Source organism: Vibrio sp. AH4 (genome assembly GCF_030710545.1).
Classification (GTDB): Bacteria; Pseudomonadota; Gammaproteobacteria; order Enterobacterales; family Vibrionaceae; genus Vibrio; species Vibrio metoecus.
Map to the genome: position 1 here is coordinate 1400697 of NZ_JALAIV010000001.1, position 19162 is coordinate 1419858.

Annotated in this window: 20 protein-coding genes and 1 tRNA gene; 13 read left to right on the forward strand and 8 right to left on the reverse strand. The window is 47.4% G+C overall.

Annotated elements, in window-relative coordinates:
* Positions 1-23 precede the first annotated feature (23 nt).
* From MKA69_RS06665 to rpsU, 7 genes are all read right to left on the reverse strand, one after another.
* Positions 24-1103, reverse strand: coding sequence for a TRAP transporter substrate-binding protein (locus tag MKA69_RS06665; RefSeq protein WP_305847727.1), 1080 nt, complete (start codon positions 1101-1103; stop codon positions 24-26).
* 255 nt (positions 1104-1358) lie between these two features.
* Positions 1359-3119 (reverse strand): lysophospholipid acyltransferase family protein, encoded by a 1761-nt coding sequence (locus tag MKA69_RS06670; protein ID WP_095475094.1) that lies wholly within the window; start codon positions 3117-3119, stop codon positions 1359-1361.
* A gap of 418 nt (positions 3120-3537) precedes the next feature.
* Positions 3538-3613 (reverse strand) — tRNA-Ile (locus MKA69_RS06675).
* 142 nt (positions 3614-3755) lie between these two features.
* Positions 3756-5642, reverse strand: coding sequence for an RNA polymerase sigma factor RpoD (rpoD, locus tag MKA69_RS06680; protein ID WP_055027877.1), 1887 nt, complete (start codon positions 5640-5642; stop codon positions 3756-3758).
* 98 nt (positions 5643-5740) lie between these two features.
* Positions 5741-7504 (reverse strand): DNA primase, encoded by a 1764-nt coding sequence (gene dnaG / locus MKA69_RS06685; protein ID WP_055029815.1) that lies wholly within the window; start codon positions 7502-7504, stop codon positions 5741-5743.
* Between the two features lie 90 nt (positions 7505-7594).
* Positions 7595-8038, reverse strand: a complete 444-nt coding sequence (locus tag MKA69_RS06690; protein WP_001173865.1) for a GatB/YqeY domain-containing protein — start codon at positions 8036-8038, stop codon at positions 7595-7597.
* Between the two features lie 29 nt (positions 8039-8067).
* The gene (gene rpsU / locus MKA69_RS06695) at positions 8068-8283 is read right to left on the reverse strand and encodes a 30S ribosomal protein S21 (RefSeq protein ID WP_001145625.1); all 216 of its coding nucleotides are present in this window, start codon (positions 8281-8283) and stop codon (positions 8068-8070) included.
* A 240-nt stretch (positions 8284-8523) separates the two neighbouring features.
* On the opposite strand from rpsU, the gene tsaD reads away from it, so the two are divergent.
* Positions 8524-9543 (forward strand): tRNA (adenosine(37)-N6)-threonylcarbamoyltransferase complex transferase subunit TsaD, encoded by a 1020-nt coding sequence (gene tsaD / locus MKA69_RS06700; protein ID WP_055029816.1) that lies wholly within the window; start codon positions 8524-8526, stop codon positions 9541-9543.
* Positions 9544-9696: 153 nt separating this feature from the next.
* Positions 9697-10509, forward strand: coding sequence for an alpha/beta fold hydrolase (locus MKA69_RS06705; protein WP_305847728.1), 813 nt, complete (start codon positions 9697-9699; stop codon positions 10507-10509).
* A gap of 82 nt (positions 10510-10591) precedes the next feature.
* Here the strand turns inward: MKA69_RS06705 and plsY are convergent, their stop codons facing one another.
* Complete coding sequence (plsY, locus tag MKA69_RS06710) at positions 10592-11194, reverse strand: glycerol-3-phosphate 1-O-acyltransferase PlsY (RefSeq protein WP_055029818.1); 603 nt, start codon at positions 11192-11194, stop codon at positions 10592-10594.
* Positions 11195-11382: 188 nt separating this feature from the next.
* On the opposite strand from plsY, the gene folB reads away from it, so the two are divergent.
* The 11 genes from folB (at position 11383) to rpoS (ending at position 19116) form a co-directional block, all read left to right on the forward strand.
* Positions 11383-11736, forward strand: a complete 354-nt coding sequence (gene folB, locus MKA69_RS06715) for a bifunctional dihydroneopterin aldolase/7,8-dihydroneopterin epimerase (RefSeq protein ID WP_055027872.1) — start codon at positions 11383-11385, stop codon at positions 11734-11736.
* Entirely contained in the window at positions 11733-12239 is a 507-nt protein-coding gene (folK, locus tag MKA69_RS06720) for a 2-amino-4-hydroxy-6-hydroxymethyldihydropteridine diphosphokinase (RefSeq protein WP_055033971.1), read from the forward strand. Before folB ends, folK begins: the two co-directional genes overlap by 4 nt.
* A complete protein-coding gene (locus tag MKA69_RS06725; protein WP_305847729.1) occupies positions 12236-13039 on the forward strand; it encodes an undecaprenyl-diphosphate phosphatase in 804 nt (267 codons plus the stop codon). The genes folK and MKA69_RS06725 overlap by 4 nt, the downstream gene beginning before the upstream one ends.
* Before the next feature lie 114 nt (positions 13040-13153).
* On the forward strand, positions 13154-13438 hold the full coding sequence (ftsB, locus tag MKA69_RS06730) for a cell division protein FtsB (RefSeq protein WP_055029823.1): 285 nt from the start codon (positions 13154-13156) through the stop codon (positions 13436-13438).
* On the forward strand, positions 13435-14133 hold the full coding sequence (ispD, locus tag MKA69_RS06735; RefSeq protein ID WP_305847730.1) for a 2-C-methyl-D-erythritol 4-phosphate cytidylyltransferase: 699 nt from the start codon (positions 13435-13437) through the stop codon (positions 14131-14133). Before ftsB ends, ispD begins: the two co-directional genes overlap by 4 nt.
* On the forward strand, positions 14130-14606 hold the full coding sequence (gene ispF / locus MKA69_RS06740) for a 2-C-methyl-D-erythritol 2,4-cyclodiphosphate synthase (protein ID WP_305847731.1): 477 nt from the start codon (positions 14130-14132) through the stop codon (positions 14604-14606). Before ispD ends, ispF begins: the two co-directional genes overlap by 4 nt.
* A gap of 29 nt (positions 14607-14635) precedes the next feature.
* Positions 14636-15721 (forward strand): tRNA pseudouridine(13) synthase TruD, encoded by a 1086-nt coding sequence (truD, locus tag MKA69_RS06745; RefSeq protein ID WP_055035068.1) that lies wholly within the window; start codon positions 14636-14638, stop codon positions 15719-15721.
* A gap of 1 nt (position 15722) precedes the next feature.
* The gene (surE, locus tag MKA69_RS06750; RefSeq protein WP_055029827.1) at positions 15723-16475 is read left to right on the forward strand and encodes a 5'/3'-nucleotidase SurE; all 753 of its coding nucleotides are present in this window, start codon (positions 15723-15725) and stop codon (positions 16473-16475) included.
* On the forward strand, positions 16468-17094 hold the full coding sequence (locus MKA69_RS06755) for a protein-L-isoaspartate(D-aspartate) O-methyltransferase (protein WP_095457710.1): 627 nt from the start codon (positions 16468-16470) through the stop codon (positions 17092-17094). The genes surE and MKA69_RS06755 overlap by 8 nt, the downstream gene beginning before the upstream one ends.
* The gene (gene nlpD, locus MKA69_RS06760; RefSeq protein ID WP_305847732.1) at positions 17094-18032 is read left to right on the forward strand and encodes a murein hydrolase activator NlpD; all 939 of its coding nucleotides are present in this window, start codon (positions 17094-17096) and stop codon (positions 18030-18032) included. Before MKA69_RS06755 ends, nlpD begins: the two co-directional genes overlap by 1 nt.
* Before the next feature lie 73 nt (positions 18033-18105).
* On the forward strand, positions 18106-19116 hold the full coding sequence (gene rpoS, locus MKA69_RS06765) for an RNA polymerase sigma factor RpoS (protein ID WP_055029829.1): 1011 nt from the start codon (positions 18106-18108) through the stop codon (positions 19114-19116).
* Positions 19117-19162: the final 46 nt, after the last annotated feature.

The window sequence follows — 19162 nt, forward strand, 5'->3', positions numbered from 1 at the left end:
TTTGTTTATCCAGCGCATTACAATTAAGGATTGGTATTTAAGTACGCTTGTGTCGAGATACGAGTCCAATCACGCACTTTGCTTAAGTAAGCTTGTTGAGAGTCGATGATCTCTTTAGCGAGTGGATCGCTTGCTGCCTGCTCTTGCAGAAGTTCGTTGTTGGCTTGGCGTAGCGCGGCAAGTACTGCGGGTGGAAAGTCACGAACTTTGATGTCTGGGTACTCACTTTTCATCGCTGCCCAGCTCGTCGCATTCGCATCGATCGCTTGGTTGTACATATCGAAAGCGGCGACACGGAAAGCGGTTTCTAAGATCACTTGGATGTCTTTTGGTAGCGTATCCCATTTCTTTTTGTTGACCAAAAATTGCGTTTCTGAGCCAGGCTCATGCCATGCGGTGTAGTAATAAGGGGCAATTTTATGAAAACCCATTCGCAGATCAAAGGCTGGCCCAACCCATTCCAGTGCGTCGATTGTGCCACGCTCCAGTGATGTGTACAGCTCTCCCGGCGCGATGTTGGTGGGCTTAGCCCCGACTTTTGCTAACACTTCACCCGCAAATCCGGGGATACGCATTTTTAACCCTTGGAGGTCTTCAATGTTGTTGATCTCTTTTTTAAACCATCCGCCCATTTGAATATCCGAGTTTCCGCCGGGGAAGGAGAGCAGATTGTGTGGCGCATACACCTTCTCCATTAACTGCATGCCACCACCATAGTAGAACCAAGCGTATTGCTCAGTGGCAATCATCCCAAATGGCATTGAAGAGAAGAAAAGGGTATTGGGTACCTTACCTTTCCAGTAATAAGAGCTGGAGTGACCCAAATCATATTGACCGGATTTCACCATATCAAATACACCTAGTGGTGCCTTGTGCTTGTTAGCTGAATCGATACGGATTTGAATGCGGCCATTGGACATTTCAGCCGCCAACTTCGCCATGTTTTTTGGCGCGTCACCAAGAATGGGAGTATTTGCCCCCCAAGTTTCAGCGAGAGTGAATTTATAGATAGGTTTATCGTCAGCTTGCGCAGTACCGAGAAGAGCACTCAGAATCAGTGTCAGTGCTACGCGAGTTTTGGTGAAATAAGTTGTGATTGGCATAACTTCCTCGTTGTTATCGTTATTGAAGCTGTAGAGTCTAAGTTGCTGAAAAAAGAGTCAATCAAGCTACGCCAGATATTGAGAGTATTATTTAGTGTGAATCACTAATCATGAGCGAAAAACAAGCATGATGAGTGGTTCTGTTGGTCAAAAATGCAGAACACAGAGATACTCTCATCAAAGACTAGTATTTTATTTTGATTAAAGAAGTGTCTGATAGGTCACGCCAAGATCGGTGGATCTTGGCGTGATCAATTAAATTGCGCTGAAATATTGATGCATTGCGAGATAGCTTTGCGCTTCTTTTTGTCCCATGTAGCGTGCGAGCGTTTTGGTTGGCACATTGCGCAGATCAACTACAATCAGCCCATCCAGCGCATTATTGAACGCAGGATCAACATTAAAGCTGACCAACTTTCCATTTAACCCAAGGTATTGACGCAGGAGAACGGGAATGCCTTTCCCTTCATCAATACGGGCAATGACTCGCGACAGCAGCTGTAAATCGGCGAGAGAGGTCAACAGACTTGCATTCCATTGTACTTGATCGATAGGTAATGGATTGGTCGCCATGACCAGTTCGGCTTGTTCAGTGTCGTAGTAGTGCAAGGTCATGGTATCGGCAAGTAAACGCCGGGCTTGTTCACTGTAATCATTGCTGATACTAACAGGACCAAACAGATGGGTGTATTGAGGGTGGCGTTGAATGTAGGTACCAATTCCTTTCCAGAGTAAAAGCAGTGCAGCCATGCTTTTTTGGTATTGGCTATCAATCACTGAGCGACCCATTTCAATTGCGCTGTCCATTTTTGCCAGAAAACGCTGATCGTAGTGAAACAGCGTGCTGGAATAGAGGCCATCGATCCCTTTGGTTTGCATGAGTTGGTCGACCAGCCCTAAGCGATAGGCTCCAACCAGTTGGTTTTGCTCACGATCCCAAATAAACAGGTGTAAATAATCGCGATCAAATCGATCAATATCCAAGGCACAACCAGTACCTTCTCCTACCGCACGGAAATTGATTTCACGAACTCGTCCAATTTCATGCATTAACGACGGAATGTTTTCGGCAGTTGTGCAGTACACATCAAATTGGTTATGACGCAGCATATGGTCGCCATAAGGAAGCTGAGCAATATCTTCCAGTAGGTCATCGAGTGGTAGACGCTCTGCAACGGGTGGCAAAGATTGATCATAGGCCGTCTTATTGCGCGCAGGAGAGGGCTGTAAAAGGTAAGTGTTGAGGCGCAGATAATTAACCAACTGCTGATCACACAAATGTTGTATTTCATTGTGTGAAATGGTTTCGCCAAGCGCAATGCGGATGGCAGCATGCTTTTTATTGAGTAGTTCGCGGCCTAGCATCAGAGTGCGTAGCATCGGGTGAATTTTACCGGCAAGATAAAATGGCGTTGAGTTTTGTCCATCAATATAAACAGGTACGGTGTGAGCTTGGTGTTTTTTGACTAAGCGACTGACGGATTGACTCCATTCTTTATCTTCCAATCGACCTTGCTTACTGTCGACTAATTGGGAAACCTCACCGGCTGGAAACATGAGTAATAATCCACCTTGTTCCAAGTGCTTATGAGCTTGGCGTAGTGCATGCAGATTGGCTTTTGTGGCCTCAGCACCTTCAAACACATCCACCCCAATAAACAAAGAGGCGAGTTCGGGAACCAGCTTTAAATATTGATTGGCTAAGATTTGCACATCCGATCTCACCGAAAGCAATAGCTCGGCCAGAATGACGCCTTCTACACAACCGAGTGGATGATTAGCGACGACGATAGTCGCCCCCTGTGATGGCACATTAGCGAGCTGACCCCGCACCACTTGATAATCGATCCCGAGCACATCAAGAGTAAAGCGTAGAAATTCGCGAGTATCACCGCCTGCTGGGCGTTGTGCGTAGAATTGATTGAGACGCTTCAATCCCGTAGCCCATTCTGCTAAGTGCTCACCTAAACCAAATGGGGTTTTTCGTGGTAAAACGAATGGTGAAGTAGAAAGCATAGCAACCTCTTATTTGATGAATTATCCAGAGGCTAGTGTGAGCAGATTGCAAAATGGCGACAGTCTGATGAGATTTTTATTGCGTGAGTGAGATGGGTGAAAATTAGTTGAAATACGCGAGGTATTTTCAGAAATAAGTCCTTTTGCTCACAATTTGTACAAAAATTGTGATGCGCCGAGAATTTTAGTGCTAGTTTATTTGAGCGGGTAAAACGCAACTAACGACAACGATATTACACCTTTGTTTTGCTGATCTGGAATAGACGGGAGCTTATGCTCCCGTTGCTTTTTATAGCGAGATAAATACTTCAAAGCGTGAGATAAAGCGGCTAGGAGCGGCCTGACCCATTATCTGACCCAAATTCGTCAGGTACAAAAAAAGGTTAGTAAGCACTAGACTTACTAACCTTCTGGAATTTGGTGGCCCCTCCCAGGTTCGAACTGGGGACCAAGCGATTATGAGTCGCCTGCTCTAACCACTGAGCTAAGGGGCCAAATTGGTGTCAGATTATAGGGGAAGGGGGTTGGTGTGTCTAGCCAAAGCAGGCTTAATAGTGCTTACAATTTATTCACTTAGCGTGTGTAAAAAAGAAAAGGTGAGCGTAAGCCCACCTTTTTCTTTATCGCTAATGCGGATTACTCATCCAAGAAGCTGCGCAGAACCTCTGAACGGCTTGGATGACGCAGCTTACGCAGCGCTTTCGCTTCAATCTGACGAATACGCTCACGGGTTACGTCAAACTGCTTACCCACTTCTTCCAAAGTATGGTCAGTATTCATATCGATACCAAAGCGCATACGCAGCACTTTCGCTTCGCGAGGTGTTAGGCCTGCTAATACATCGCGAGTTGCGGCTTTGAGGCTGGTTGCCGTCGCTGAATCCAGCGGCAGTTCGAGGGTGGTATCCTCGATGAAATCACCCAGATGCGAATCTTCATCATCACCGATTGGTGTCTCCATGGAGATTGGCTCTTTTGCGATTTTCAGCACTTTGCGGATCTTGTCTTCTGGCATCTGCATGCGTTCTGCCAATTCTTCAGGCAGAGGCTCACGACCCATCTCTTGCAGCATTTGACGTGAAATTCGATTCAGTTTGTTGATCGTTTCGATCATGTGTACTGGAATACGAATTGTACGTGCTTGGTCTGCAATTGAACGGGTGATCGCTTGGCGGATCCACCATGTCGCATAAGTTGAGAACTTATAGCCACGACGGTATTCAAACTTGTCTACAGCTTTCATCAGGCCGATGTTACCTTCTTGGATCAAATCCAAGAATTGCAGACCGCGGTTGGTGTATTTCTTCGCGATCGAAATAACCAGACGTAAGTTTGCTTCGACCATCTCTTTCTTCGCACGACGAGCTTTTGCTTCACCGATTGACATTCGACGGCTGATGTCTTTGATACGTTCAACAGACAGTGAAGTCTCTTGTTCGATCATCTGCAGTTTCTGGATAGAACGACGGATATCTTCTTCTTGATCACGTACTTTTTGCACGTAAGGCTTATCAGAAGCGAGGACTTTATCTAGCCACTCTTCGTTCGATTCGTTGCCAGTAAACAGAGCAATAAACGATTTTTTTGGCATTTTCGCGATTTCAACAACCGCTTTCATCACTAGGCGTTCTTGAGTACGCACGCGATCCATCGAGGTACGCAGCGTTTCCACCAAATGGTCAAATTGCTTTGGTGTTAGGCGAAATTCGCGGAAAATATCCAATACCAGACCTGAGGCTTCAGACGCTTGGTTACTGTCGCGACCAAATTCATTCACTGCTAATTGCAGATTCTGGAATTTGCCGCGCAGCTCATTGAATTTTTCGCGAGCGAGTTCAGGGTCGATACCGACTTCTTCTTCGCTGTCGCTGCTTTCACCTTCGCCGTTTTCGTCTTCATCTTCGTCTTCATCATCTTCTTCAGCCGCGATCTCGTCATCTTCATCGGCGAGATCGGCTTCAGAAAGTTCTGAACCGATGTGAGTGGCGGTTGGTGCTTCGGTTTCCATATCATTAGGATCAACGAAACCCGAAATCAGATCTGTTAGGCGGAGTTCTTCTGCCTGAACGCGATCAAACTGCTCAAGAATGTAAGGGATGGTTCCAGGATACTCAGCAATCGCACTTTGAACTTGGTTAATACCATCTTCAATGCGCTTGGCGATATCGATTTCACCTTCACGTGTCAAAAGCTCAACCGTACCCATTTCACGCATGTACATACGTACTGGGTCGGTGGTGCGGCCAATCTCACTCTCTACGCTAGAAAGCGCCGCGGCTGCCGCTTCGGCAGCATCTTCGTCAGTGATGGTGGTATCATCGCTGAGGGCAAGATCATCGGCATCAGGAGCAGTTTCAACTACCTTGATACCCATGTCATTGATCATCTGAATAATATCTTCCACCTGCTCTGAATCAACGATTTCAGCAGGCAAGTGGTCATTTACTTCGGCGTAGGTCAGATAGCCCTGTTCCTTGCCACGAAGGACAAGTTGTTTAAGCTGTGACTGCGGATTTTGATCCATAGACGGTATCCAACTTCGTATCTGGTGAAGGAATAAGTATGCGCAATGCAAACCACGTATACTAACAAATTTATTCTTTGCTGACTATCTCAACTGGGTTACGCTTTCAAGCCTTTTAAGATCAAATCTTGGAGCTCCCTTCTTTCTTCGGTTGATAAACCGACACTTCGCGCTTTAGCCTGCAAATTTTCAATTTGTTTTTCTACGCACTGGGCAAGAATTTTGTCCAATGAGTCTAAAAATAGTTCTTCTTGATTGTCTTCGACAAGGGGAATGTCCCAACTTGCTAGACGAGACAGAAGCGTCTCATTTTTTGAGTCTCGCCAATGTTCGAGCAATTGACCCGTAGTGATATGGGGATATTGTCGACATTTCTCAAGTACTTCACTGAAGGTATCGAGCCCAGGAAGCATTAAATGACGAACACTGCTCAGATCGGGTACCAATTCAGCATAGCTTGGATTTTGTACTAAGAGCGCAATAACATCACGCATTGGCGTACGTTTTATTGCTTTATGTGGTGCGGGTCGATTTTCTGAATTACGCGCTTTTTTGCGACGTAATTGGTGATCAAATCCCGTCCGTTCATCGAGTAATTTTTCGAGGATCTCTTGTAAAAAAGGATCCGGGATTTTGTCGATAAGTGGCGTAGCTAATGCGCGTAATGCCGATTTCCCTTCATGGGATCCTAAATTGAGCTGGTGAAGCTCAATAAGATTATCAAACAGGTATTGCGACAGCGGTGTCGCATTGGCGAGTTGCTGTTCGAAATCTGCTTTACCGTATTTACGTACGTAGCTGTCAGGGTCTTCACCATCCGGCAAAAACAAAAATTTTAAGATATTTCCACTTTTGAGATAGCTCAGTGCATTTTCGAGTGCACGCCATGCGGCATCTCGCCCAGCTCGGTCACCATCGTAGCAACATACCACTTGGTTGGTTTGGCGAAACAGCAGTTGTAAGTGATCACCCGTGGTTGAGGTACCAAGAGACGCGACGGAATAATCTACGCCATATTGAGCGAGTGCGACGACATCCATATAACCTTCCACCACTAAGATTTGTGGTGGTTCACGGTACGCTTGGAGGACTTCATAAAGGCCATACAGCTCTTTGCCTTTATGGAAAATCGGTGTTTCTGGTGAGTTTAGGTATTTTGGCGTGCCTTGCTCGGTAATCCGTCCGCCAAAGCCGATCACTCTGCCACGACGATCGCGGATCGGGAACATCACTCGGCCACGAAAACGGTCATAGCGGCGGCCATTATCACTTTCAATCAGCATACCAGCGGTAACGAGCATGTCTTCGCTGTTTCGTTGTTGGCCGAAGTTGCGACGTACCAGATCCCATTCATCAGCTACGTAACCGATACCAAACTTTTGGACGATTTCACCGGATAACCCGCGATTTTTTAAATACTCGATCGCGTGTTTGTTGGTCGGTACTTTGAGTTGTTGACGATAAAATTGTGCGATGCTGCCCATGAGGTCATACAGGCTGCGTTTCTCTTCACTTTTTACTGCTGGAGTATTCTTGGCAAAGGGGCTTGAAGGTGTGCGTTCTTCTCGCTCGACTTCCAAGCCTACTGTCGAGGCAAGCTCTTCAATGGCTTCAGGAAACTCCATTCGCTCGAATTCCATGACAAAGTCGATGGCATTACCATGCGCACCACAGCCGAAGCAGTGATAGAACTGTTTTTCCTGACTGACACTGAATGAAGGGGTTTTTTCGTTATGGAAAGGGCAGCAAGCACCGTAGTTTTTGCCTTTTTTCTTCAGTTTTACGCGTGCGTCAATGACGTCGACAATATCGAGTCGAGCGAGGAGACCATCAATAAAACTGCGTGGGATGTGTCCTGCCATAAATCTTGCGTGCACCGAAAACGAGAGGGTCAAATACAAACAAGCCGTGCGTTCCAAAGGATTGCACGGCTTGCTGTAATTGGGTTGGGATTAAGCCAGTTTAGCGCGGACTAAACCGCTTACTTTACCCATGTCTGCACGCCCTTGAATGTGCGGTTTCAGTACAGCCATCACTTTGCCCATGTCTTGCATGCCAGTGGCGGAAGAATCGGTTATAGCACTGTCAATCAGTGCACTTACTTCTTCATCCGTCAAAGGTTGAGGCATAAATTCCTCAAGCACGGTGATTTCTATCTTTTCCGCATCAGCCAAATCTTGACGATTGGCTGCTTCGTATTGGCTTACAGAGTCGCGACGTTGTTTGACCATTTTGGTCAGCACGCCAACAATGTCGTCATCGCTCAGAGTGATCTGTTCATCGACTTCACGTTGTTTAATTGCGGCCAACGCTAAACGGATAGTGCCAAGGCGTTGTTTATCCTTGGCTTTCATCGCTAGTTTTTGCTCTTCTTTGAGACTATCAATCAGAGCCATAACAAATTCCTTAGTTTAGGAAATTGTTATTAGTACAGACGAACGCGACGTGCGTTTTCGCGAGCCAGCTTCTTAGCGTGACGCTTTTGAGCAGCTGCTTTAGCGCGTTTGCGAACGGTAGTTGGCTTTTCGTAGTGCTCACGACGACGCACTTCAGAAAGGATACCTGCTTTTTCGCAAGAGCGTTTGAAACGACGCAGAGCTACGTCGAACGGTTCGTTTTCACGTACTTTAACTACTGGCATATGCCTTTCACCTCAGGGGTTAATTCGTTAATGCTGATATTTTGGTGACCCGAGCAGCAAGAACTCTTGTGCGCCAAGTCGATAATCAGCCAGATCAAAATGGTGCGGAATTTTAATCCGATCGTCCTTCCTTTGTAAAGTACTTTGTCGCTTACATTCTGGACAAGGTTTGTTTGTCGCGCCAAGGCAAGGTAACATGACGCCATATTTGATTTTTAATGGCAGCGTGCTGAGAAAACTATGCGCATTATTGGTATTGAAACCTCTTGTGATGAAACGGGTGTCGCGATTTACGATGACGAAAAAGGACTGCTGTCTCATAAGCTCTACAGTCAGGTAAAACTTCACGCCGATTACGGTGGTGTCGTGCCGGAGTTGGCATCGCGTGACCATGTTAAAAAGACCATTCCGCTGATCAAGGCGGCGATGGAAGAGGCGAATGTGACGCCACAAGATTTGGATGGCGTGGCCTTTACCGCTGGGCCCGGTTTAGTGGGCGCTCTGTTAGTCGGAGCCACTATCGGACGTAGTTTGGCTTACGCATGGAATGTGCCTGCGGTGCCGGTTCATCATATGGAAGGCCATCTGCTAGCTCCGATGTTGGAAGATAATCCACCGCCATTTCCGTTTGTGGCTTTGCTGGTTTCAGGTGGCCACACCATGCTGGTGGAAGTAAAAAATATTGGTGAATACCGTATTTTGGGTGAGTCGATTGATGATGCAGCCGGTGAAGCCTTTGATAAAACAGCCAAGCTGATGGGGCTCGATTACCCTGGCGGACCGTTACTGGCGAAATTGGCGGAAAAAGGAACTGCGGGGCGGTTTAAGTTCCCGCGTCCAATGACGGATAGACCTGGGCTTGATATGAGTTTCTCTGGTTTAAAAACCTTTACCGCGAACACGATTGCCGCTAATGGTGATGATGAACAAACGCGCGCCGATATTGCTTACGCTTTCCAAGAAGCGGTGTGTGACACTTTGGTCATTAAGTGTCGACGTGCATTGGAAGAAACCGGTTTAAAACGCGTGGTGATTGCAGGTGGTGTGAGTGCGAATAAACAGCTACGTGCGGATTTAGAAAAGCTGGCGAAGAAAATCGGCGGCGAAGTGTATTATCCGCGCACTGAGTTTTGTACCGATAACGGAGCGATGATCGCTTATGCGGGCATGCAACGTTTGAAAAATGGTGATGTGTGTGAACTTGGCTTGCAAGCTCGCCCGCGTTGGCCGATTGATCAGTTAACGTCAATTCAGAAATAAGTACTACGAAATAGTATTGAAACGGTCGCGCTAGTGGCCGTTTTTTCTAAACAAAAGAATGAATTAGATAATGCTGAATTTCTGCTCAGAGTTGTCTGCTTTGCATCTCATGTTACAGTCAGCGTCTACTTTATTGATGGATAAATAACTAAAATGAATTCGATGCTGATTGATGGCCAAAAAATGGCTTACCTTGATGTCGGGGAAGGCGAAGTGTTGCTCTTTGGGCACAGCTATTTGTGGGATCACCACATGTGGGCTCCGCAAGTGGCGGCGTTAAGTCAACGCTATCGTTGTATTGTTCCAGATTTTTGGGCGCATGGCGCTTCAGAGGCAGCCCCCGCTGCAATGAGCAATCTCGAAGATTACGCTCAACATATGTTGGCGCTGATGGATCATCTGCAGATTGAGCATTTCTCTGTGATTGGCTTGTCGGTGGGGGGAATGTGGGGCGCAGAGCTAGCCTTACTCGCGCCAAAGCGAGTTCAGTCTCTGGTTATGATGGATACTTTCGTGGGTCTTGAACCGGAAGTGACCCACAAAAAATACTTCGCCATGTTAGATACCATTGCTCAGCTACAAGCGGTGCCCGCTCCGATTGTGGAGGCGGTTGTTCCTATGTTTTTTGCATCTAACACGTTGAAAAACGAGTTGCCTGTTGTGGCGCAATTTCGCTCGGCTCTGCAAGGTTTGAGCGGCGAGCGTGCTGTTGAAGTGGCGCGTTTAGGGCGCATGATTTTCGGGCGTCGTGATTTGATGGATGAAATTGAAAGTTTAACGCTGCCTGTACTCATCATGGTGGGGAGTGAAGACACGCCACGCCCAGTTTTAGAATCTTATCTCATGCAAGATGCCATTCGTGGCAGTCGACTTGAATTGATTGATGGTGCAGGGCATATCAGCAGCCTAGAGCAGCCAGATCAGGTCATTCATCATTTAAGTGCATTTTTAGCGAGCGTGTACTGATAGCTCCTGTCTGAAATCGCCGCCGATACCGTCGCTAAGGCTGAGTGATTGGCGGCCCTTCTTGTAAACGCTAAGGCGACCTTTAAGGTTGGTGGCTTTTTTTCTCACCCACTTTGGGTTCAGTGCCTGCAAATAGACGCTTGACGTTTTGATGATGGCGCAACACGATTAAGCAGCACAGCATCGCGACTGGAAGCGTATATTGTGGCTTAATAAGCCAAGTATAGAGCGGCGCAAGCAGCACAGTGACTAAGGCTGCAAGTGAAGAGTAGCGAAACAAAACAACCACGACTAACCATGTGGCTATCACCATTCCCGTTAAATCGAGTCCAATCGGAGCGATTGCCCCTAAAGCGGTTGCCACGCCTTTTCCACCTTTGAAATGGAAAAAAATCGGGTACATATGCCCAAGACAAGCGGCAATCGCCACCAATCCCAACATAAAAGGTTCAATATTGAGGAAGTAGCCGCCCCAGACTGGGATGGTGCCTTTGAGCATGTCACACAATAAAACGGCGACAGCGGCCTTTTGACCGCCGATACGCAGCACGTTGGTCGCTCCGGGGTTTTGTGAGCCCACATCGCGCGGATCCGGCAGGCGCAATACTCGGCAGATCAGCACCGCGCTGGAGATTGACCCCAGTAGATAGGCAAAAATGATCATGCTGAGCGCCAGTGGAGTCATAACAGCCTCAAAGTGCGTGTTTCGAAAAGTTATCTCGAATAAGTATTTGTATTCCCTGCTGAATAAGAAAAAATCTTTTAGGATTTAGCATCTTGAACAGGTTTGGGTATATCATATCGCGATTGAGTGGATAGTACGATTTTTTCATTGGTTTGGGTATCCGACCTGTGAACAGGAAGCGATTGAGCATGGATAAAGTCTTTATTGAACAGTTGGAAGTGATCACCACGATCGGTGTTTACGACTGGGAACAGCAGATTAAGCAAAAACTGGTGCTGGATCTGGAAATGGCGCATGACAACCGTCCTGCGGGAAAAAGTGATGATGTGACCGATGCTTTGGACTATGCCCAAGTCAGCCAAGCGGTGCTTGAGCATATTGAGCAAGGTCGCTTTTTATTGGTAGAACGCGTAGCTGAAGAAGTTGCAGAGCTGATCATGAACCGTTTCTCTGTGCCTTGGATCCGCATCCGTTTGACCAAGCCGGGCGCAGTGCCGCAAGCCAAAGGGGTGGGCGTGATCATCGAGCGAGCGCGTGGATGATCACTGCTTATATTGGTGTGGGATCGAATCAAGATCGACATCAGTCGATAGAAGCAGGAGTTAGAGCGCTGATTGAGCTCGCGAGTGCTTCGCGCCTCTCCACCATTTATGAATGCCCATCGGTGGGATTTGCTAGCCATCCCTTTTTTAATTTGATGGTAGAGATAGAGACAACCTTATCTTTACCTGCATTAATGGCGCAGTTGAAAGCGATCGAGCAGCAGTATGGCCGCTTACCGAATGCGCAAAAGTATCAGGATCGAACACTGGATCTTGATATTGTGTTGTACGGCGATCGGGTATCGGAAAAAGAGCCCGTTTTGCCTCGTCCCGACATTTATCGCTACCCGTTTGTGATTCAACCTTTATATGAGCTTTGTCCGCAGCGAGTGATTGCTGGCGATGGTCGAACTGTTGAGCAAATTTGGCAAAATGCGCAGGGTTTAGCATCACTCACCCCTGTACCAATTTGGTTTTCTATTGAAGAGAAGAAACAATCATGAGTTATTTCGAGTCATTCATTCTGGCTTTAATTCAAGGTTTTACGGAGTTTTTACCGATTTCGAGTTCTGCACACCTGATTTTGCCTTCGGCGATTTTAGGTTGGGCCGATCAAGGTTTAGCTTTTGATGTCGCGGTACACCTTGGTACGTTAGCGGCGGTCGTTATCTATTTTCGCAAGGAAGTGGTCTCTCTACTGAGTGCTTTTTTCGCCTCAATTTTTAAAGGTGATCGTAGTAAAGAAGCCAAATTGGCTTGGTTGATTGTTTTAGCGACGATTCCAGCTTGTGTATTTGGCTTCTTGATGAAAGACATTGTCGAGCTTTACTTGCGTAGTGCTTGGGTGATCGCGACGACCACTATCGTGTTTGGCCTTCTGCTGTGGTATGTCGATAAGAACTCGGCACTCAACGCGGATGAATATCAAGCGGATTGGAAAAAGGCACTGTTTATCGGTTTGGCACAAGCGGTGGCGATCATTCCAGGCACATCGCGCTCTGGCGCAACGATTACTGCTGCGCTCTATTTGGGGTTTACTCGTGAAGCGGCGGCACGTTTTTCGTTCTTAATGTCGATCCCAATCATTGTTCTGGCTGGTAGCTATCTTGGCTTGAAATTGGTGACCAGTGGTGAGCCGATCCATGTTGGCTTTTTGCTCACGGGCATTATTACTTCATTTATTAGTGCTTATATCTGCATTCACTTCTTCCTGAAGCTGATTTCACGTATGGGAATGGCCCCATTTGTGATTTACCGTTTATTACTTGGCGCTGGTCTGTTTGCGTTTTTATTAACTCAATAATCACGCGACAGCGAGCTCATTTTCTGGGCTTTATGGTATAAATAGGCAGCATTCGAGCGAGTAACCAACGCCACGATTATGTGGCGTTGGTTTTGAAAGAAAGATGGATTGGTGATGCGAGTATTTGCTTTGGCCCTAAGCCTACTGTTGGTCTGGCTGCTTTATACCCTGATGTGGGGGAAAAACGGTGTGATGGATTTTCGGGCTGTGAACGCAGAAATTGAGGTGCAACAGCAGGTGAATGCTAACTTGCACCTACGTAACCAAGAAATGTTTGCTGAAATCGATGATCTGCGCCAAGGGTTAGATGCCATTGAAGAACGCGCCCGTAATGAACTCGGTATGGTCAAAGATGGCGAGACTTTTTACCGCATCATTGGTGAGGAGTCGCGTCAATGAACAAAATGATCGCGATTGTGCCGGCTGCAGGGGTTGGCAGTCGTATGAAGGCGGATCGACCTAAGCAGTATTTAACGTTGTTAGGCAAAACGGTGTTAGAACACACCGTCGAGCAGCTTTTGGCTCATCCACAGATTGAGCAAGTGGTGGTCGCCTTAAGTGCCGATGACCCTTATTTTTCAACCTTAGCACTCGCGCAGAATCCTCGTGTTATTCGGGTTGCGGGAGGAAAAGAGCGTGCAGACTCCGTCTTATCTGCGCTTAACTATATTGGTCAGCATGCGCTTAGCGAATGGGTGTTGGTGCATGATGCGGCGCGCCCCTGTGTGACTCATGCTGATATTTCTCAATTGATCGCTACGGCTTTAGTTCACCCGGTGGGAGCAATTCTTGCTGCTCCAGTGCGCGATACCATGAAGCGAGGCGATAATGCACAGCAGATTGATCATACCGTTGATCGCACCGCGTTGTGGCATGCCCTTACGCCACAAATGTTTCGAGCCGCGCCATTGCGCTGTGCTCTCATTGAGGCTTTACACCATCAAGTAGCGATCACCGATGAAGCCTCTGCTTTTGAATGGCGAGGGGAGAAACCCGCCTTGGTGACGGGGCGGGCGGATAACCTTAAAATCACTCAACCTGAAGATCTCGCGTTAGCCGAGTTCTATTTAAGTCGTAATAAGGAAAAATCATGATCAGAATTGGCCACGGCTTTGATGTACACCGTTTTGGCGGCGAAGGCCCCATCATTATTGGTGGAGTAACGGTTCCTTATGAGCAAGGTTTAATTGCCCATTCTGATGGTGATGTAGCACTACATGCCTTAAGTGATGCTTTACTTGGTGCGATTGCTGCAGGAGACATTGGCCGCCATTTCCCTGATACCGATGATAAATGGAAAGGGGCTGACAGCCGCGAGCTACTCAAAGATGTTTATCGTCGAGTGAAAGAGCAAGGCTATGTGCTGGGTAATGCCGATGTCACGATTATTTCTCAAGCACCGAAAATGGCCCCTTACATTCAGGCGATGTGCGCGGCGATTGCCGAAGATCTGGAAACCGATCTGGGCAACATCAATGTTAAAGCGACCACGACAGAAAAACTGGGCTTTACCGGACGTAAAGAAGGTATTGCCTGTGAAGCGGTTGTACTTTTGCGCAAAGCTTAACTCAGCCTATAAAAAATTTTGGAACTAAGATGACTGATATTCTCTCTCCTCTGGCTTATTTGTGCGGAAAACCGACTGCGAAAGCCAAACTCAAAGCGCTACCAGAACACTTCCAAGTCAATGAAGTGTTGGGGTACTCCTTAACGGGACTGGGCGAGCACTTGATGGTGCGTATTCGTAAAACAGGGGAGAACACCAGCTTTGTGGCCAATGAATTAGCCAAAGCCTGTGGCGTACCTTCGCGCGCGGTGAGTTGGGCGGGGTTGAAAGATAGGCACGCCGTTACCGAGCAGTGGCTGAGCGTGCACTTGCCGAATGGCGAAACGCCGGATTTCTCCGCGTTTCTGGCGCAATACCCTAGCATTGAAATTCTAGAGGTGACTCGTCACGACAAAAAGCTGCGTCCGGGCGATTTGCAAGGTAATGAATTTGCCGTCACCTTATCGGAAGTGAGCGATGTTGCAGCCGTATTAAGCCGTTTGGAAACGGTTGCTGAACTGGGCGTTCCCAATTACTTCGGTAGCCAGCGTTTTGGACGTCATGGCAATAACCTCAGTGAAGCGCGCCGTTGGGGGCGTGACAATGTCCGTTCGCGTAATCAGAATCAACGCAGTTTGTATCTCTCTGCTGCTCGTTCATGGATTTTCAATCAGATTGTCTCTAAGAGGATCGAGCAAGGCTGTTTTGCTCGCTTTATCGAAGGTGATATTGCTTTAGCCGAGCAACAAATGTTCAGCGTGGCAGATGATTTAGCACTTTGGGATCAGCGTTTGCAAGCTGGAGATGCGGCGATTTCAGCGGCTTTGGCGGGCGATAATGCACTGCCGACTACCGCTCAAGCCTTGCAACTTGAACAAGCTGAACTCGATGCGGAGCCAGATTTAATGGCCTTGATCCGTGGAAATCGCATGCGCCATGATCGCCGTGCCATAGCCCTCAAAGCACAAAACTTAAGCTGGCAAGTGCAAGAGGATCAAATCACCCTGCGTTTTGCATTGGATGCGGGCAGTTTTGCGACGTCACTGGTACGTGAATTGATTGAAGAGATCCCCGTGGTGCGTCATTACGATCAAGGTAACGAGCAAGAAAACCGCGATTCTGAGAGTGAAGATTAAGATGAAGATCCTGCTCAGTAACGATGATGGCGTTTACGCACAAGGCATCCATGCTTTGGCGGAGGTTTTGCGAGATTTAGCCGAGATTGTGATTGTCGCGCCGGATCGTAACCGTAGCGGTGCTTCGAATTCACTGACCTTAGAGCATCCATTGCGCGTTTCGAAAATCGCCGACAACACCTATTCGGTGCAAGGTACCCCGACCGATTGCGTACACTTTGCACTCAACGAGCTGATGAAAGAGGATCTGCCGGATCTGGTTCTGAGTGGAATTAATCATGGTGCCAATTTGGGCGATGATGTGCTCTATTCAGGTACGGTTGCAGCAGCGATGGAAGGGCATTTTCTGGGCGTGCAGTCGATCGCATTCTCTCTCGCGGGCTCAACGCATTTTGCTACGGCGGCGCACTTTGTACGTCAACTGGTTGAACAACATCTCGCGAACCCTATTCCGACCAATCGCTTATTAAACGTGAATATTCCGGATCGGCCTTTAGAGCAAATTCAAGGTATTGAAGTTACTCGCTTGGGTGCGCGTCATCACGCGGAAAGCATGATAAAGCAGAAAGATCCACGCGGGCATGATATTTATTGGCTAGGACCTCCAGGCAAAGAGCAAGATGCAGGTCAAGGTACCGATTTTCATGCTATCGAGCGCGGTTTGGTCTCTCTGACTCCCTTGCAGGTTGACCTCACGGCACATGAGTCACTACGCAGCATGGATCACTGGTTAAAGGAAAAGGTGAATGGCTAATCCAAAAGCCGACAGACTGATTCAATTTTTAACAGAGCAGGGGATTGCCTCGCCACAAGTGTTGGCAGCAATCCATGCACTGCCACGCGAATTTTTTGTTGCACCAGCGATGATGCATCAAGCCTATGACAACAATGCATTACCGATTGGTCAAGGGCAAACCATTTCACAGCCTTACATTGTGGCGAGAATGACCGAGTTGTTGGAGCTGACGCCAGAAACCAAAGTGCTAGAAATCGGTACAGGTTCAGGCTATCAAACCGCGGTGCTCGCCAAAATCGTTAATCATGTGTTCACCGTTGAACGAATCAAAACCCTGCAATGGGATGCGAAACGACGTCTTAAGCAGCTCGATATTTATAATGTATCGACCAAACATGGTGATGGTTGGCAAGGTTGGTCTGCGCGTGCTCCCTTTGATGCGATTCTGGTGACGGCGGCGGCGGCAAAAGTACCACAAGGCTTATTAGAGCAGCTCGCAGAGGGGGGCCGAATGGTGATCCCTGTGGGAGAAGATGAGCAGCATTTGTATAAAATCGTGCGCCAAGGCGATCAATATCTCTCTCAACGAGTGGAAGCGGTTCGCTTTGTTCCCTTAGTGGCTGGAGATTTAGCGTAATGAGGCTTTACTCTTTCCGTTTGGTTCTCTTGTGCTTGCTGAGTGGTCTTTTGATTGGCTGTACCGCTCATACACCTGCGCCAGTTTCCGGATTGGGTAAAGATTATAATGCGATAGAACGAGGCAGCTATCGCGGAAGTTATTATGAAGTTAAAAAAGGCGACACGCTCTATTTCATCGCTTACCTCACAGATAAAGATGTAAACGATCTGATCAGTTACAACGATCTCTCTGCACCTTACACCATTCATCCAGGGCAAAAACTGAAGTTGTGGATCCCCAATTACACCCCTCCTGCTTATGGTGGAATCGGTGGCGCAGCTAATGTGGCTGCCGTTTCAAGCGTTACAACCGCGACTGGAAAAGCGGCTTCGGCGACCAATGCTGCTCAATCTGTGAGTAAAAGCTCTAATGCCAAAAACACACAAAAAGGATCAAACAATAGTCAAAATTTGACTAAAAAAGATCCAACCAAGGCGGTTGATCAAACAAAAACAAAGGAGTATGTTGAACCTGTCGGTAAACAAAATGTTAATGTTAATGTGGCAAATGCTAAACCTTCGAATGAGAAGATAGCGAAGTGGCTATGGCCGACCAAAGGTAGAGTCATAAAAAACTTTTCTGCGGGTGATCAAGGCAACAAAGGGATAGACATCGCTGGCCAACGCGGTCAGGCTGTCGTTGCCACTGCAGAGGGAACGGTAGTGTACTCGGGCAACGCACTACGTGGTTATGGCAACCTAATCATCATAAAACATAATGAGCACTATCTAAGTGCCTATGCCCACAATGATCAGCTGCTAGCAAAGGAAGGACAAACAGTGCAAGCAGGCCAGAAAATCGCCACCATGGGAAGCTCTGGAACCAATAGTGTACGCTTGCACTTTGAGATCCGTTATCAAGGGAAGTCAGTGAATCCTAAACGCTACTTACCTTAACTCATATTGCTAATGTCATACTGCAAAGGTTGTATCTCGCAATGACTCGCAAAGTTGCCAGGGGGAGGCCGCTATGAGTGTCAGCAATACTGTAACCAAAGTAGAAGAGTTCGATTTTGAAGATGAAGCACTGGAAGTGCTAGAAGCGGATGATGAACTCTCTAGTGATGAAGAATTAGTTGCTGTTGAAGGGGCAAGTGACGATGTTCGTGAGGAGTTTGATGCTTCTGCGAAAAGTCTTGATGCCACCCAAATGTATCTCAGCGAGATTGGTTTTTCACCACTCCTTACCGCCGAAGAAGAAGTGCTCTATGCTCGCCGCGCTCTACGTGGTGACGAAGCAGCACGCAAACGCATGATTGAAAGTAACTTGCGTTTAGTGGTTAAAATTTCACGTCGCTACAGCAACCGTGGGTTAGCCCTGCTTGATCTGATTGAAGAAGGCAATCTCGGTTTGATTCGTGCGGTTGAGAAATTCGATCCTGAACGTGGCTTCCGCTTCTCAACTTACGCCACATGGTGGATTCGTCAAACCATCGAACGTGCGCTGATGAACCAAACCCGCACTATTCGTCTGCCTATCCATGTCGTCAAAGAGCTGAACATTTACCTGCGTACTGCGCGTGAATTGTCCCAACGTCTTGACCACGAACCTACGCCAGAAGAAATTGCTCTTGAGCTGGATCGTCCCGTTGATGATGTGACCAAAATGTTGCGACTCAACGAACGCATCAGCTCTGTGGATACACCAATTGGTGGCGATGGTGATAAAGCGTTGCTAGACATCTTGCCAGATTCCAATAATGCGGATCCTGAGTTTTCCACTCAAGATGATGACATCCGTGAATCGCTGCTCAACTGGTTAGATGAACTCAATCCAAAACAGAAAGAAGTATTGGCTCGTCGTTTTGGTCTGTTGGGTTATGAGCCGTCCACCTTGGAAGAAGTGGGGCGTGAGATCAATCTAACTCGTGAACGTGTGCGTCAAATTCAAGTGGAAGGCTTACGTCGTCTGCGTGAGATTCTGGTCAAACAAGGTTTGAATATGGAAGCACTGTTTAACGTTGAATATGACGTCAATTAACCCATTTTTCTTCTGTATTTAAATATAAAGGCACTCCTCGGAGTGC

Excerpts from the sequence above, each read along its gene's own strand:
- surE (WP_055029827.1), top strand. The coding sequence starts at position 15,723 with ATGAAGATCCTGCTCAGTAACGATGATGGCGTTTACGCACAAGGCATC.
- nlpD (WP_305847732.1), top strand. The coding sequence starts at position 17,094 with ATGAGGCTTTACTCTTTCCGTTTGGTTCTCTTGTGCTTGCTGAGTGGT.
- MKA69_RS06670 (WP_095475094.1), bottom strand. The coding sequence starts at position 3,119 with ATGCTTTCTACTTCACCATTCGTTTTACCACGAAAAACCCCATTTGGT.
- plsY (WP_055029818.1), bottom strand. The coding sequence starts at position 11,194 with ATGACTCCACTGGCGCTCAGCATGATCATTTTTGCCTATCTACTGGGG.
- truD (WP_055035068.1), top strand. The coding sequence starts at position 14,636 with ATGACTGATATTCTCTCTCCTCTGGCTTATTTGTGCGGAAAACCGACT.
- folB (WP_055027872.1), top strand. The coding sequence starts at position 11,383 with ATGGATAAAGTCTTTATTGAACAGTTGGAAGTGATCACCACGATCGGT.
- MKA69_RS06755 (WP_095457710.1), top strand. The coding sequence starts at position 16,468 with ATGGCTAATCCAAAAGCCGACAGACTGATTCAATTTTTAACAGAGCAG.
- MKA69_RS06690 (WP_001173865.1), bottom strand. The coding sequence starts at position 8,038 with ATGGCTCTGATTGATAGTCTCAAAGAAGAGCAAAAACTAGCGATGAAA.
- folK (WP_055033971.1), top strand. The coding sequence starts at position 11,733 with ATGATCACTGCTTATATTGGTGTGGGATCGAATCAAGATCGACATCAG.
- ispD (WP_305847730.1), top strand. The coding sequence starts at position 13,435 with ATGAACAAAATGATCGCGATTGTGCCGGCTGCAGGGGTTGGCAGTCGT.
- rpoS (WP_055029829.1), top strand. The coding sequence starts at position 18,106 with ATGAGTGTCAGCAATACTGTAACCAAAGTAGAAGAGTTCGATTTTGAA.
- MKA69_RS06725 (WP_305847729.1), top strand. The coding sequence starts at position 12,236 with ATGAGTTATTTCGAGTCATTCATTCTGGCTTTAATTCAAGGTTTTACG.
- rpoD (WP_055027877.1), bottom strand. The coding sequence starts at position 5,642 with ATGGATCAAAATCCGCAGTCACAGCTTAAACAACTTGTCCTTCGTGGC.
- rpsU (WP_001145625.1), bottom strand. The coding sequence starts at position 8,283 with ATGCCAGTAGTTAAAGTACGTGAAAACGAACCGTTCGACGTAGCTCTG.
- ftsB (WP_055029823.1), top strand. The coding sequence starts at position 13,154 with ATGCGAGTATTTGCTTTGGCCCTAAGCCTACTGTTGGTCTGGCTGCTT.
- MKA69_RS06705 (WP_305847728.1), top strand. The coding sequence starts at position 9,697 with ATGAATTCGATGCTGATTGATGGCCAAAAAATGGCTTACCTTGATGTC.
- MKA69_RS06665 (WP_305847727.1), bottom strand. The coding sequence starts at position 1,103 with ATGCCAATCACAACTTATTTCACCAAAACTCGCGTAGCACTGACACTG.
- dnaG (WP_055029815.1), bottom strand. The coding sequence starts at position 7,504 with ATGGCAGGACACATCCCACGCAGTTTTATTGATGGTCTCCTCGCTCGA.
- ispF (WP_305847731.1), top strand. The coding sequence starts at position 14,130 with ATGATCAGAATTGGCCACGGCTTTGATGTACACCGTTTTGGCGGCGAA.
- tsaD (WP_055029816.1), top strand. The coding sequence starts at position 8,524 with ATGCGCATTATTGGTATTGAAACCTCTTGTGATGAAACGGGTGTCGCG.